At 54.7% G+C, this 13,090-nt stretch carries 14 protein-coding genes and 1 riboswitch; of the genes, 5 read left to right on the forward strand and 9 right to left on the reverse strand.

Going from position 1 to position 13,090, the window contains the following annotated elements; all coding sequences use genetic code 11:
• Positions 1-85 precede the first annotated feature (85 nt).
• Positions 86-922 (forward strand): GntR family transcriptional regulator, encoded by an 837-nt coding sequence (locus HMPREF2756_RS05090; protein ID WP_246825852.1) that lies wholly within the window; start codon positions 86-88, stop codon positions 920-922.
• A 160-nt stretch (positions 923-1,082) separates the two neighbouring features.
• On the opposite strand, the gene HMPREF2756_RS05095 is transcribed toward HMPREF2756_RS05090, so the two are convergent.
• The 5 genes from HMPREF2756_RS05095 to purN all read right to left on the reverse strand — a co-directional run bounded on the left by HMPREF2756_RS05095 (position 1,083) and on the right by purN (position 6,585).
• Positions 1,083-1,967 (reverse strand): bifunctional methylenetetrahydrofolate dehydrogenase/methenyltetrahydrofolate cyclohydrolase, encoded by an 885-nt coding sequence (locus tag HMPREF2756_RS05095; protein ID WP_013398553.1) that lies wholly within the window; start codon positions 1,965-1,967, stop codon positions 1,083-1,085.
• 107 nt (positions 1,968-2,074) lie between these two features.
• Positions 2,075-3,355: a serine hydroxymethyltransferase gene (glyA, locus tag HMPREF2756_RS05100; RefSeq protein WP_070618975.1), complete on the reverse strand. Its 1,281-nt coding sequence runs from the start codon at positions 3,353-3,355 to the stop codon at positions 2,075-2,077.
• 234 nt (positions 3,356-3,589) lie between these two features.
• Positions 3,590-4,159 carry a TetR/AcrR family transcriptional regulator gene (locus HMPREF2756_RS05105; RefSeq protein ID WP_070618978.1) on the reverse strand — a complete coding sequence of 190 codons (570 nt, stop codon included), beginning with the start codon at positions 4,157-4,159 and terminating at the stop codon, positions 3,590-3,592.
• 147 nt (positions 4,160-4,306) lie between these two features.
• Complete coding sequence (gene purH / locus HMPREF2756_RS05110) at positions 4,307-5,911, reverse strand: bifunctional phosphoribosylaminoimidazolecarboxamide formyltransferase/IMP cyclohydrolase (RefSeq protein ID WP_070619063.1); 1,605 nt, start codon at positions 5,909-5,911, stop codon at positions 4,307-4,309.
• Positions 5,912-6,021: 110 nt separating this feature from the next.
• Positions 6,022-6,585 (reverse strand): phosphoribosylglycinamide formyltransferase, encoded by a 564-nt coding sequence (purN, locus tag HMPREF2756_RS05115; protein WP_048753251.1) that lies wholly within the window; start codon positions 6,583-6,585, stop codon positions 6,022-6,024.
• Positions 6,586-6,784: 199 nt separating this feature from the next.
• Between purN and HMPREF2756_RS05120 the strand changes: the two genes are divergently transcribed.
• Positions 6,785-7,267: a hypothetical protein gene (locus HMPREF2756_RS05120; RefSeq protein ID WP_246825850.1), complete on the forward strand. Its 483-nt coding sequence runs from the start codon at positions 6,785-6,787 to the stop codon at positions 7,265-7,267.
• A gap of 134 nt (positions 7,268-7,401) precedes the next feature.
• Here the strand turns inward: HMPREF2756_RS05120 and HMPREF2756_RS05125 are convergent, their stop codons facing one another.
• The 4 genes from HMPREF2756_RS05125 to HMPREF2756_RS05140 form a co-directional block, all read right to left on the reverse strand.
• Entirely contained in the window at positions 7,402-9,519 is a 2,118-nt protein-coding gene (locus HMPREF2756_RS05125) for a cell division protein PerM (protein ID WP_070618981.1), read from the reverse strand.
• A 252-nt stretch (positions 9,520-9,771) separates the two neighbouring features.
• A complete protein-coding gene (locus tag HMPREF2756_RS05130) occupies positions 9,772-10,206 on the reverse strand; it encodes a PIN domain-containing protein (RefSeq protein ID WP_070618983.1) in 435 nt (144 codons plus the stop codon).
• Between the two features lie 4 nt (positions 10,207-10,210).
• A complete protein-coding gene (locus HMPREF2756_RS05135) occupies positions 10,211-10,489 on the reverse strand; it encodes a nuclease PIN (protein WP_238382392.1) in 279 nt (92 codons plus the stop codon).
• Positions 10,468-10,596: riboswitch (SAM riboswitch) on the reverse strand. Its footprint overlaps the gene before it by 22 nt.
• A gap of 331 nt (positions 10,597-10,927) precedes the next feature.
• A complete protein-coding gene (locus HMPREF2756_RS05140; protein ID WP_168163746.1) occupies positions 10,928-11,926 on the reverse strand; it encodes a DUF2599 domain-containing protein in 999 nt (332 codons plus the stop codon).
• Between the two features lie 315 nt (positions 11,927-12,241).
• Here HMPREF2756_RS05140 and HMPREF2756_RS05145 point away from each other — a divergent pair, with 315 nt between their 5' ends.
• Genes HMPREF2756_RS05145 through HMPREF2756_RS05155 form a run of 3 tightly spaced genes read left to right on the forward strand, consistent with a single transcriptional unit; the run spans position 12,242 to position 13,090 of the window.
• Complete coding sequence (locus HMPREF2756_RS05145) at positions 12,242-12,430, forward strand: hypothetical protein (RefSeq protein WP_141747822.1); 189 nt, start codon at positions 12,242-12,244, stop codon at positions 12,428-12,430.
• Between the two features lie 22 nt (positions 12,431-12,452).
• Positions 12,453-12,779, forward strand: a complete 327-nt coding sequence (locus HMPREF2756_RS05150) for a hypothetical protein (RefSeq protein WP_070618989.1) — start codon at positions 12,453-12,455, stop codon at positions 12,777-12,779.
• 23 nt (positions 12,780-12,802) lie between these two features.
• On the forward strand, positions 12,803-13,090 hold the full coding sequence (locus HMPREF2756_RS05155; RefSeq protein ID WP_070618992.1) for a hypothetical protein: 288 nt from the start codon (positions 12,803-12,805) through the stop codon (positions 13,088-13,090).

The following is a 13,090-nucleotide window of genomic DNA, read 5'->3' on the forward strand; positions in this document are numbered from 1 at the left end:
CATAACATCAATTATGCCAGGATAAATGCCTCGACATACACGTGGTGCAACGCTTTTAGGGTCGGATAGGCGTAAACTATCTGTGATGACTCATTCACTCAACTTTTCAGGTTCTTTCTCTAACTCGGGTTCCCACGAGGCACCCGAGGCTTCTGCACGTGGTTCTATGATGGAGAACGCTGAGGACCTTCACGACGATCCCACCATGCTTCCGCCGGTTCCTGGCCCTAAATATGAGCAGGTTATTCGCTACCTGGAACAAAAATATGTGATTCCGGGTTCTCCCGGAGATAAACTCCCGACTGAGCGCGCTATTCAGGAGAAGTTCAAGGTAAGCCGTCAGACGGTGCGCAACGCTATCAAGGCTCTGCTGGAGCGCGGTCTTATCTATAACGTTCAGGGTTCTGGAACGTACGTTGCCGATCGTTCTCAGGGAAGCTATATTCCGCGGGTATGCTCGTTCGCTGAAGATATGGAGCGGCGCGGGCTGCAGGCTTCGACCAGAATGCTTTCGACCCAGTGGGTTGGGGCGACAGAAGAAATTTCACGTCATTTGAGTGTCACCATAGATTCTCCAGTGCTTTTGGTTAAGCGTCTGCGCTTAGCTGAGGGCGAGCCTATCGGTTTTGAGCTCGCCTATTTAGCCCCGGAGGTTGCAACATCCCTGCTTGAAGCGATGTCCTCCGGCGGTTCACGCAAAGATCCTCACGACCATTGCGAATACACAATCGAACACGGCATGATGCGCATGGAAGCAACCCTGATGACCGAGGCAGATGCGGAAGCCTTCAATCATCTGCCAACCGTGGGTGCCGCCGCTTTCAAGGTGACCACCACCAGCTATACCTCGCAGGGTTCACCCGTTGAGCACAGCGTGACGCTCTATAAAGGGGATGCCTATTTTTACGAGATGCTGCTGTAAAAAACTCCACAGCAGGCATAAGACGTGCGATAACAGTGCCCGAGTGCGACAACAATATGCACCCGGGCATTGTCGTACCTAGCGTGTTTCACAATGGCGCGCGGTTATCCTCAGAGCCCTCTCGCGTGCTGCGGCATGGAACGTTGAGCTGACGGCCAGGCTAGTTCTTCGCTGCCTGACGTTCTGCGGTCTCTACGACATTCACCAGTAGCTCTGCGCGGGTCATGGGACCCACACCGCCGGGGTTCGGGGACACCCAAGATGCCTTCGCGGCCGCCTCGGGGGAAACGTCGCCGAAGAGTTTCTTCTTGCCGGTTTCGGGATCTTCGGCACGGGAGACTCCCACATCCAGCAGAATTGCGCCGTCCTTCACCTGATCCGCTTTGAGCACATGCGGCACACCCACGGCGGCGACAATAACATCCGCCTGGCGCAGAACCTCGTCAAGGTTCTGGGTACCGGTATGCGCCAAGGTCGCGGTTGCGTTGATCTCACGGCGGGTCAGCAGCAGCCCCAGAGGACGACCCACGGTAATACCGCGACCGAGCACAACCACATTCTTACCGTTCCAGTCGATACCGTGGCGTTTCACCAGCTCAATCACACCGTTCGGGGTGCACGGCAGGGGCGAATCCAACGGCTCCGAAACGTTCAGCACCAGCTTGCCAAGGTTAGTGGGGTGCAGGCCGTCAGCGTCCTTCTCAGGCGCAATCTTCTCCAAAATACGGTTAGTATCCAGGTGCTTGGGCAAGGGAAGCTGCACAATATAGCTCGTGCAGGCAGGGTCGTGATTGAGCTTATCAATCTCGGCTTCAAGCTCTTCCTGAGTAATATCGGCAGGCAGATCCACACGGATCGAGTTAATGCCGATCTCCGCGCAGTCGCGGTGTTTAGCGCCCACGTAGGAGTGTGAGGCGGGGTCATCCCCCACGAGTACCGTTCCCAAACCGGGGGTAATGCCCCGTGCTTTGAGCGCCTCAACGCGCTCAGTCAGCTCGGATTTAATGGCGGCTGCGGTTGCCTTACCATCAAGAATCTGCGGCATAGCAGTTTTCCTTTCTCTTCACGTCACGGATTCAACCGTGAAAGATGTACATAGGCAAAAGACCCCGCAGACGCTTTACGAAGCGTACAACGGGGTCTTCATAAGTTTTACCAGCTCTCACTTCCCACATAGAGCGGGTACTTATCGCAGAGCTTATTCACACGCTCGCGCAAGGCGGCGATATCGTGCTGCGGCAACAGTACCGAAGCGATAATATCGGCGACCTCGGTAAAGCCTTCGACATCGAAACCGCGGGTCGCCAGCGCCGAGGTACCGATGCGCAGCCCGGAAGTCACCATCGGCGGGCGAGGGTCGTTCGGCACCGCGTTGCGGTTAACGGTAATACCCGCGTCGTGCAGCAGATCTTCAGCCTCTTTACCGGTGAGCTCGTGGTGGCGCAGATCGACCAGTACCAGGTGAACGTCGGTACCATCGGTGGCGATGGAAACTCCCGCATCGCGCATATCCTGGTGAGTCAGGCGCTCTGCCAAGATGCGCGCCCCCTCGATTGTGCGCTTCTGACGGTCTTTGAACTCTTCAGTTGCGGCAACCTTGAACGCGGTCGCTTTCGCGGCAATCACGTGCATGAGCGGTCCGCCCTGCTGCCCGGGGAATACGGCCGAGTCGATCTTTTTCTTGAGCTCTTCGGTGCACAGGATAAACCCGGAGCGGGGTCCGCCTAAGGTCTTGTGCACGGTTGAGGAAACCACGTGGGCGTGCGGTACCGGGTTGGGATGCAGACCCGCCGCTACCAGACCGGCAAAATGGGCCATATCAACCCACAGGTAGGCACCAACTTCATCGGCAATCTCACGGAATTTCGCGAAATCCAGCTGACGGGGGTACGCCGACCACCCGGCAATAATAACCTTGGGACGCTCAGCGAGTGCGAGCTGCCGAACCTGTTCCATATCGATCCGACCATCTTCGCCTACCTCATAGGCAACAACCTCGTAGAGCTTACCCGAGACGTTCAGTTTCATACCGTGCGAAAGGTGCCCACCGTGAGCCAGCGAAAGACCCATGATCTTCTCACCGGGGGTCAGCAGAGCGTGCATGACGGCGTTATTCGCCTGGGCACCGGAGTGAGGCTGTACGTTGGCGTGTTCGGCACCGAAGAGTTCCTTGACCCGTTTAATAGCCAGCTCTTCGACGATATCGACGAATTCGCAGCCACCATAGTAGCGGCGGCCCGGGTAGCCTTCCGCATATTTATTGGTCAGCACTGACCCCTGCCCCTGGAGTACGGCACGCGGCACGAAGTTTTCGGAAGCGATCATTTCCAGGGTGTTTTGCTGGCGCTTACGTTCCAGATCGAGCGCTTCGGCGACCTCAGGGTCAAGCTCCGCGAGGGGAGCCTCAAGCACGGTTCGAGTCTGCTCGGTCATACCACTCCTCAAAGTGTGATTCTTCATAAAATGTGATGAGAGTTTATGATGTGACTCTCATCTTACCGTATAGGTTAGTGCCTGCACAGATATGAAGCCCACCGTATGAGACGCCATACCAAGGGCTCTTTGGCATGTTCGCGGCGATCCTTGCGGGCGAGTTTTCCATGCCGAACCATGAGTATTGTTGCCCCGAAGGAGGCAGACGCGCGCAGGCGGCGCATCTACACCGGGTTATTCCTGAGTCAAAATAGCGGTTGCATATGCGAAATAGGCTTCACGGTTTTCTTTTCCGAGAAGCTGAGTCTGCACCACATACCCGCTAAGCACCGAAAGCACCGCCGCACCCATGACATTAAGCCACTGCTCAAGCTCTTCAGCGGTTACGTCGAGTTCGCGTTCACCCCAGGCACGGTAACGTTCCATTGCCATGGCGCGCAGTTGATGCATTTGCTCCCCCACTACGGCATTGATAGCAGGCATTGAGACAGCCTCGCCCCAGGTGGCGAGCAGAAAGCGGCGGGTTTTTGCCGTATCAAGAATCTTCAAGAACCCCAGAACATAATCCCACGGAGAATCCGCACGCACTTTCTCGAAGGGAGCCATGTCAAGGCGTGCGGCCTCTACCATAATCTCTTCTTTCGAGGAAAAGTGGTTGTAGATAGCTCCTGCAGAGAGCCCGGTGGCGGCAATAATCTCGTTCATCGAGGTCTTTTGATACCCGCCTTTAATAAAGCATTCACGGGCGACATCGACAATCTGTATACGCCTGTTCTTTTTGTATTCTTCACTGACTTTAGGCACGTCTTAATCCTATCGAATATTTACCCCGTATGCGTGCCAACCCAACCCGTGCACACCATAACTTTTGCAGCCGGATTGGGTTGGCAATATTCACCGTGCATCAGCCTACCCAGCTGGCGCATTCGATTGTTGAGACAATGCCGAAATTTAGTGGAAGAAGTGGCGGGTTCCAGTCAGGTACATGGTGACGCCCGCATCCTTCGCGGCCTGAATAACTTCGTCATCACGGATCGAGCCGCCGGGGTGCACGACCGCACGGATACCGGCGTCGAGAAGAACCTGCAGGCCGTCCGCAAAGGGGAAGAAAGCATCGGATGCGGCAACCGCACCGCGGGCACGCTCATGGCCTTCTCTGCCGAGCGTATTGGCACGCTCAACCGAGAGTTTGCACGAATCCACGCGGTTAACCTGCCCCATACCGATACCCACGGCGGCACCGTTATCGGCGAGCATAATCGCATTCGATTTAGGGGCACGCAGGGCACGCCACGCGAATTCAAGATCGCGCAGAGTGGCTTCGTCGGCAGGTTCACCGGCGACCAACTGCCAATTCTTCGGGTTATCACCCTTGGCGTTAAGGCGGTCGGCTTCCTGAAAGAGCGCGCCTCCGGAAATCGAGCGGTACTCGATAGTCTCACGCCCAAATCCTTCGGGAAGCACCAGCAGACGCAGGTTTTTCTTGGTTTCCAGAATTTCGAGGGCTTCCGGTTCGTATCCGGGCGCCACAATAACCTCGGTGAAAATATCTTTAACGGCCTGCGCCATGCCCTTGGTGACCGGGCGGTTTGCCGCAATCACGCCACCATAGGCGGACAGCGGATCGCAAGCATGAGCCTTAGCGTACGCATCGGCAATCGGGTCTGCGGCGTCAGGGCTTGCAATTGCAATACCGCAGGGGTTGTTGTGCTTAATAATAGCGACCGCAGGCTCATCAAAATCGTAGGCGGCACGCAGGGCGGCATCGGCATCTACATAGTTGTTGTAGCTCATCGCCTTGCCGTGAATCTGCTCAGCCTGGGCGATACCGGGGGCTGCTGCGGGATCCACATACAGAGCCGCACGCTGATGCGGATTCTCGCCGTAACGCAGGGTCTCGCTGCGTTCAAAGCCCAAACCGGCGTATGGAGGCCAGAAGTTAGCGTCTTCATCCTGCTGGAACTGCGCGGCGGTCCAGGTAGCGACGGCGGTATCGTAAGCGGCGGTATGGGCAAAGGCGCCGGCGGCCAGGCGGCGGCGCTCCTCTAGGGAAAACCCGCCATCCTGGGCGGCGGTCACGGTGCGTTCGTAGTCTTTGGGGTCTACCACGACGGCAACCGCATCGTGATTCTTCGCGGCGGCACGCACCATTGAGGGGCCGCCGATATCAATTTTCTCGATAATAGCGTCTTGGTCAGCACCGGATGCCACGGTCTCTGCGAAGGGGTATAGGTTCACAACCACCAGGTCGAAGGGCTCAACGTCGAGCTCGTTAAGGGTGTCGATATGCTCCTGCTTGCGGCGGTCGGCCAAAATACCGGCGTGGATGCGCGGGTGCAGGGTCTTCACGCGGCCCTCCAGGCACTCGGGGAACTCGGTAACCTCGGTAACTTCGGTGACGGGCACACCGGCGGCGGCGATCGTGGATGCGGTCGAACCGGTAGACACCAGCTTCACGCCTGCCTCGTGCAGACCGCGAGCGAACTCCACCAGATTAGTCTTGTCGTACACGGAAATGAGGGCGCGGCGCAGGGGCAGACGATCGAGCTTCTTCATAGACACTAATTACTCCGTTGCTTCTTGCTCGGTGAATGGGTGGTACCCCATGGCGGGGTATTGATACTGCCCGCATGCACCGGGATGCGGCACCATGCGGGCAGGAAGTTCTAGGGGTTTTGAGTTTTGGGGAGGGCAGCGAATTCTGCAAGGGTCCGCACTAAGAGCTGACGTTCTTGCACCTTGATGCGCTCATGCAGGCTTTCTTCGGTGTCACAGTCCTCGACGGGCACCGCAGCCTGGGCGATAATCGTGCCGGTATCAACCCCGGAATCCACGAAATGAACCGTCAGCCCGGTGATCTTAACGCCGTGGGCGAGCGCATCCCGCACACCGTGTGCCCCGGGGAATGAGGGCAGCAACGCGGGGTGAGTGTTGATAATCCGGTTCTCGAAGCGGGCGACCAGCTGCGCATCCACAATGCGCATGAACCCGGCGAATACAACGTAATCGGGGGTGTAGGAAGCGATTTTCTCTTCGAGAGCGCGGTTCCATTGCTCGCGGTCAGCATAGTCTGCCGGTTCGATCAGAAAGGTTTCAACCCCGGCTGCGGCGGCTCGGTCAAGGCCAGTACAGGGCTTATCTGCGCCTACGGCGGCGATCTCTGCGTTCAGCTCGTCAGCCTTCACGGCGTCGAGAATAGCTTGCAGGTTAGTACCGGACCCGGAGACCATTATCACAATTCGCACAGCAATAGTTTAGCGCATCACATAGCGGCTGGGTAGCACCTATGCCACGGGCACCGCACCAGAAATTCTTGTAGTTAAGCCAATTCCGAAACGATAAGCTGGCGGTTCTCCCCCAGTCCAGATTTTCAGGGTTTCACGGTGATTCTCGTGACCGCAGACCGCCGCAGGGAGGTACCCTTAACCTATGTCAAATATGCCCCCGTCTTACCCCCAGATGCCACCGCAGCAACCGATGCCGCCTGCGCCGAAGCGTCCGCAGCTCACCCCTAAGGAGCGCCGCCGCAAGCTGATGCGCAGTTTATGGCTATTGCTTGCGGGTTCTATGCTGACCCTATCGGGAACCCCCTTCTTGCTGAGCCCCTTCCCCCTGTTTCTTCTGCTTTTTGTCTTGGTATTTCTGGGGATTGGGCTGACCATTATGGCGATAGTGCGCAATGCCCAAGGGCGGGGACCGTGGATTCTCTACGTTGCCGCGGGGCTAAGTCTTCTTTTTGCGGGGTGGACGCTTCTTTCGGGGCTTGTCATGGCGTTGAGCCCGGATGCACAAAACTATCGGCAGTGTTACTCCCACGCCCTGACGGATACCGATATGAAGCAATGTCAAGAGTCCTTCGACCGTGCAGTGCGCGCCAATACTTCTGTATCGATTGGCGAACCTGCTCCTTAAGTTCTTCTTGGGGGGAAGCTTTTCAAACAATTGTGCCGAGTGAATCTTAAGGATTCACTCGGCACAATTGTTATATTCCGCTGTGCTCCCAGCCCTCTAGGTGTTCCCAAGTATCGACATCTCGGGTGCGAAAGTTATTTCTTCCTCTTCTTCTGCGAGGAATCCTGCCCCGTGGCGGGTTCTTCCTCCGAAGATTCGTCCTCGGTCGACTCAGGGGTTCCGAAGATAACAGCCATCGCCTGAGTGGGCGTGAGCTGACGCTTCTCCTGAACGGTAGTCTCGTGCGACTGCGCCGAACCTTCCGTACTCTCCTGATCGGAGGATGCGGGTGATGCGGCAACCGGGCGCGGCACGGCAAAACGCTTATACCCGGGCTCGTGGAACTCCGCTGGCGATGAGGCTTTCTGCGACCCAGACTCCCCTGTACGAGCGCTCTGCTCTCGTGTTTCCCGATCACCCTTAGTATCACCGCCATTACCGGAGGTTTCGGGGCGGGGAACACGGTTAAAGAACGGCTTCCCCGGGGCTTTCTCACGCTTGCCGGGCCTGACCGTGCGCGGCGCATCCTCGGTACTCCCACCGGATTTCTCAGAGGCATCAAGTTCCACAGTGGGTTCATCCGCTCCCGCCAGCTCGATGGTTTGTTCGTCAGATGCCGCATCCTTCGAGTCCGCAGCTTCGGCAGAACCATCTTCACGCAAGGATTCTTGTTCCGTTTTGATACCTAAACTATGCGCTCGCTGTGCTTCTTCCTGCTCGGCAAATTTATTGAGTTCTGCACGGCGGGCGTGCACCTGTTTGACGCGTTCGCGCCGCTGCTGAGCCCGCTCACGCGCCTGCTCTTCACGTTCTTGTACCTCGCGTTCCTGCTCATCGTTCCTGAGCTGTTCACGCTCCGCCCGCGCCGCGCGACGCTGCTGCAGCATCTCGCTCATGCGACTGCCCAGATTGGGACGTTCATCGGCAAAACGCGGCAGCTCACGACTGCTGTCGGGCAGAAGCACATGGCACAGCAGGTTACCCAACGCGGTACCCGCGCCCAAAGTTATTGCGGTCGCCACGGCGAAAGCTGCGGGCGATGCGCCTACCTCGGTAAAACGCCCCACGCCTAACGATCCGCTGGATATCCAACCCAAAATATAAGCCCATACGCCACAGAGCACACCCACCAGCGACCCCAACACGAGCGAAGAAAGCGGCAGCGCAATCACCCGGTAACGTACCTTCATGGTGATCCACTCGTCCACGTGGTCTTCACCTTCACGCAAGAACCACCAACCGGCAACGGCCCCGGCGCCCAGCGAAACCGCTAGACCCGCATACCCTATCCAGCCCAGGCTCTCAGGGATAGCACCCAGAACCGGAAAGAGCGGAAGATCGCCCATCGTCGTCTGCGACCAGCCCACATGCGTGTCAACGCCGAACGCGAACCCGGCGCCGGTAGTCCACGACATCGCGTAAATCACCAAGTTCGGAAGGTAACCAAGCTGCAGCAGGGTCACGGCGAGCGCCCCCACCGGCCCGGCGTGAAGTTCCTGGTAAATTGTTGCGATCTGCGACCAACGCATCATCATGGCGATCACCAGCACTAAAGCACCGCCCATAATGAGCGAGAAAATCGCCACCATGGAGGCACGCACAATCGACCACACATAAGAACTCGCCCACCGCGAGTACTGGCTCATCTGCGAAATCTGTTCAGCGGTGTTCACGCCCACCATACGGGCGAGCGAACGCGATTCATAGTAGCCGCCCCAGATCAACCCGACCAGCACCACTATCTGCGGAATCAACGCCGCACCAACAATACCCAGCAAATGCCGTTCGGTACTCGCCCACGCAAAGGCGACGGCAGCAAAAATACCGTAGGCAGCGCACCCTAATAGTACGGGTTTGAAGAATTCCCCTTCATAGGATGCGCGCGCCAGTTTTCGCCCAGACCTAAAGCATAAGAGCACCGGAATAATGCTCAGCCCCATGGGCACCAGTGTGAGCATGCCGTGCGGCAGGATAATACCGAAAGCATTCGGAATATTCAGCGGCACACCGTGCATGAGCAGCCACAGGTGGGAGGCAAGAGTTGCGAGGGCGGGAAAATCCATGCGGTTAAAACCGTTGGTAAACCACACCGCCATGAGCAGAACGAGCACAAGCCCGAAAGAAAGCGCGGCGGTAAAAACTAATTCAACGATGCCCTGCAGCCAGAGTGGCATAGGGGCAGAATACCGGGATGTAGAAGAGCTACTTTTCATCGTTCTTCCATCATGCCATGAAACCCGCCAGCTCGTGTGAGCCTGCTGAGCTTTCGGGGAAATAGTTCCGGTTAATTGGCGGCTAACCTTCGTTAACCGCTCACCGTGAACAGAGGGGTTACACGAACGTTACCGATGCGCTCTCACCGATGCGGCAGCGCGTACAGCTAACTGTGCCGAGCATTTCTCACGGCTTTCTCGAACACGCAGGTACTCCCCCGGCGCTTACGGTGAAAATACTGTGCGGAAGATTTAGTCTTCAATCCACGGATTCACCGCGGGCACGCCCCAGGACCGGTACACCTCAGCCTTTGAAGAAACAATTTCGAGGTCATGGGCTTGGGCGCTCGCCGCCATCAGACCTTCGAGGGCAGCGGTGGGCAGGGGCTCGGCATCTTTACGTCCGTGACTGTGGGTGCCGCGCGGAGCGATGCGTCCCGCCCATTCGAGGCTTACGCGCGCATCCACGTTGATGATGTGGTCGGCGAATCTGTCGAGAAGTTCGGCAATCCAGCGGTCGGTCTCTGGGTAGGGGTAGAGTCCTTTAAGCTCGCCTACGCTCAGCACCGAAATGTAGAGGTGTTTATAGGCGCGGCGGCGCAGAAAGGCAACAACTTTGGGATCTGGTGTGGCTTTACGGATCTCGGCGAGAACATCCGAGTCGAGAAGCAGTCCTGAGGCGCTCATACCCCTATGCTACGCGCAGACCGGCATATTCGACGGCGGGAATACCCTCGGGGTTGGGAAGAAGCAGAAAATTGAGGAATTCGTCGCGCTTAGAAGAAATACGTGCGTAATCCTGAATGCTTACTGCCTGGTAACCGCCGCGTGCGGGTACGGATGCGGCACGCAGATTTTCCTGATAAGAGCGTGCAGGAGTAAGGGGGGATGCTGGAGATGAAGAGCTGTTGTACATTGACAACCATGCGCCGAATGCGCGTTCCTTTCGCGTTGCTCTTGCCTGTACCAAGTGCCACCTGAGGCGGCGAATACAAACCGCTTCGTCATCCGAGCCACCCGTGAACATGGGGTTGGCGTTCGACCATAGTCGGAGCTTATCAGTCGAAACTCTTGAAGCTGAATCCAGGTTACAACAGCTTTCAGGAATCTGTAAACGTGCGAACCGGTCAAACTCTTGTGATTTACATAACGCGATTATGAATGCATACCTGTATATAGCCGCCTCATGGTGGCGAATCGATTGATCTCTCCCGTGCATACCATTGCGCAGATACGAAGTTTTACCCAGCTTTGCAAGTCAGGAGTTCCCATGCTCCGCAGCCTTCGCCAAGCCACAGCTTTATTAGACACCTTCAGAGATCCTCCAGAAGATAATAGTCGTACCAATAAAAGATTATGAGGCTCTAATGTATGTTAGAGCCTCATAATCTTATAGTTTATTTAGTTATTAAGGGTTACATTTATCTTTTAGATTTAACTGCAAGGCCCAATGCTTTGAAGGACGCCATGATTCCATATTATATGTTTCCGGCTCAAAGTAATTACCCGCAACATGACACAGGAACTGCTCTCGAATAGTCCCATCATTATCATCTACAAGGTGTGCATCATCACCAAGTTTATCTTTAAGTTCGTCCACATGAGCCGAATGGGTTGCCAAACCGTTAAAGGTACGACCCCAACCTGTAGGATTAACATTCACGACGCGTCCTTCAGGCGCATCATCAACCCAAACACGGTCTATAAGATCCGCACCCAGCCAAGGATCAGCAACAATAGGGTACTTATAGTCTTGTGAAGTATGACTAATGACTTGAATAAGTTCATTCCCTTGAAGGACATATTTAGTGTCCACAGAAGTACCCTGAGCATCAACAGCCCACGGCTTACTCACCGCGCTGATCATCTTGCCACCACCATCAAGAATAAGTACACTTCCATCTTCTTGATGAACCAATTTTGCCCCCTGAGGCACCCCCATAACATACTTATACTCGGTGGGAGCATCACGATTATCAATCTTGGTAACCATTTGCAAACTACCGTCATTCTTAGCAACAGGGATAGTTGAGGATCCATTCTTATTATCATAAGAGGCAATCCCCTGAGACACAGACGACGCATCGCTCGCCCTATCAGCATACGGGAGATCTACGTGAACCGATGCTCCCCCAAGCTTCTTGTTGCTGATAGAAACACCGCCCTTTGGGTTCTTCTGAACTGACACAGTAGAGCTAGAAGCATCATGCTCCATCTTCTGATTCTCATCTGATAACTGCGCAGGTGCTACATCCTGAAGAGGCGCAACAGAGCCATACTCAGTACGCTGAACCTTCTCAAGCTCAGTCATCGTCTGCTGTTTCTTGTCTCCCTGAGACTGTTGGTCCACATACCCATGAGAAGACGCAATTACTCTATTTACCAACACAAAAGAAGTAATTACCACCAACAAACTCCGTATTTTCATTACAGACCTCCTAATTACTATATCTATATTATTTCAAACGGAAATTTAAACATATTTAACACCGTACATACTCAATACACCTGAGGTCAAGATGGCTATCTAATTTTTATCAAAATATATTTATATTTAAAATATTAACTTCTGCTCAATAAAGTAATTAGATATATTTATATATTGTAGAAATAAATCTGCTTGGGGTTGTGTATCTAGGGTTTACAGGATAAAGTAGTGGAAGTAACTCACAGCAGATAAAATATTTTTATGAAGAAGTTTAAAATATTTTAATGAGTGAGTATGAAAACTGTACGTCAAGTAACCGCCACTCTCGCCATGATTGTCTTATGCATTGGCTTCCTCACCACCATCATTACTTTTATTATGTTCTTCACAATAATCATCGAAAACGCACATAAGAAACGTACAGCCCATCTTGAACGGATCAAAACCCCTCTGGAAGAATACCAGAGCCAGATTGATTCATAGAGTCAGCATCTAAGGAGCGCCCATGAAAAAAGCTATCTACATAGTTGGAGCAGTAGCCGCAGTACTTCTGGTTATCGGGTTTGGATTGCTCATCCTAGCCGGCTGGGGTTCACTCGTGGAATACCACGCCTTCGAGTGGAGGGGCATCGATCCCGCAGGAGCAAGTCCGCTCGTCATGGCGACTAATAATCTGAGCCTATGGTTCCTAGGTATTGGTTTCCTCACCGGCATTATCACCTTTATTCTGCTCTTCACAACGGCGACCAAGAAGGCACGCAAGGCACAAAACAAGCATGCTGAGCAGAATAAAACACCCTTGGCAAAAGAACGGGACCAGATGAATCCATAAAGTCAGTTACTCAAGGGGAAAGCATGAAAACTGCACGTATGGTCGGGGCAATAGCTGCACTATTCCTCATTCTCGGTATTGGATTGTTCATCCTAGCGGGCTGGGGAGCAGTCGTTGAGTACCATGCCCTCGAGTGGAGGGGCGTTCAGCCCAAGGGGTCGAGTCCTCTCACACAGGCAGCCGCTACCCTTGCCGTGAGCGTCTTATGCGTTGGCTTCCTGACCACCATCATCACTTTTATTATGTTCTTCACAATAATCATCAAAAATGCACGTAAAAAACGCTCAGCCCATCTTGGACAGACATCATAA

The organism is Rothia sp. HMSC067H10, from assembly GCF_001810635.1.
GTDB lineage: Bacteria > Actinomycetota > Actinomycetes > Actinomycetales > Micrococcaceae > Rothia > Rothia dentocariosa.

What these genes read in the sequence shown, in the direction of transcription:
- HMPREF2756_RS05155 (WP_070618992.1), top strand. Translation starts at nt 12,803, where the DNA reads ATGAAAACTGCACGTATGGTCGGGGCAATAGCTGCACTATTCCTCATT.
- glyA (WP_070618975.1), bottom strand. Translation starts at nt 3,355, where the DNA reads ATGACCGAGCAGACTCGAACCGTGCTTGAGGCTCCCCTCGCGGAGCTT.
- HMPREF2756_RS05130 (WP_070618983.1), bottom strand. Translation starts at nt 10,206, where the DNA reads ATGAGCGCCTCAGGACTGCTTCTCGACTCGGATGTTCTCGCCGAGATC.
- HMPREF2756_RS05095 (WP_013398553.1), bottom strand. Translation starts at nt 1,967, where the DNA reads ATGCCGCAGATTCTTGATGGTAAGGCAACCGCAGCCGCCATTAAATCC.
- purN (WP_048753251.1), bottom strand. Translation starts at nt 6,585, where the DNA reads ATGGTCTCCGGGTCCGGTACTAACCTGCAAGCTATTCTCGACGCCGTG.
- HMPREF2756_RS05125 (WP_070618981.1), bottom strand. Translation starts at nt 9,519, where the DNA reads ATGAAAAGTAGCTCTTCTACATCCCGGTATTCTGCCCCTATGCCACTC.
- HMPREF2756_RS05120 (WP_246825850.1), top strand. Translation starts at nt 6,785, where the DNA reads ATGTCAAATATGCCCCCGTCTTACCCCCAGATGCCACCGCAGCAACCG.
- HMPREF2756_RS05090 (WP_246825852.1), top strand. Translation starts at nt 86, where the DNA reads ATGACTCATTCACTCAACTTTTCAGGTTCTTTCTCTAACTCGGGTTCC.
- HMPREF2756_RS05145 (WP_141747822.1), top strand. Translation starts at nt 12,242, where the DNA reads ATGAAAACTGTACGTCAAGTAACCGCCACTCTCGCCATGATTGTCTTA.
- purH (WP_070619063.1), bottom strand. Translation starts at nt 5,911, where the DNA reads ATGAAGAAGCTCGATCGTCTGCCCCTGCGCCGCGCCCTCATTTCCGTG.
- HMPREF2756_RS05150 (WP_070618989.1), top strand. Translation starts at nt 12,453, where the DNA reads ATGAAAAAAGCTATCTACATAGTTGGAGCAGTAGCCGCAGTACTTCTG.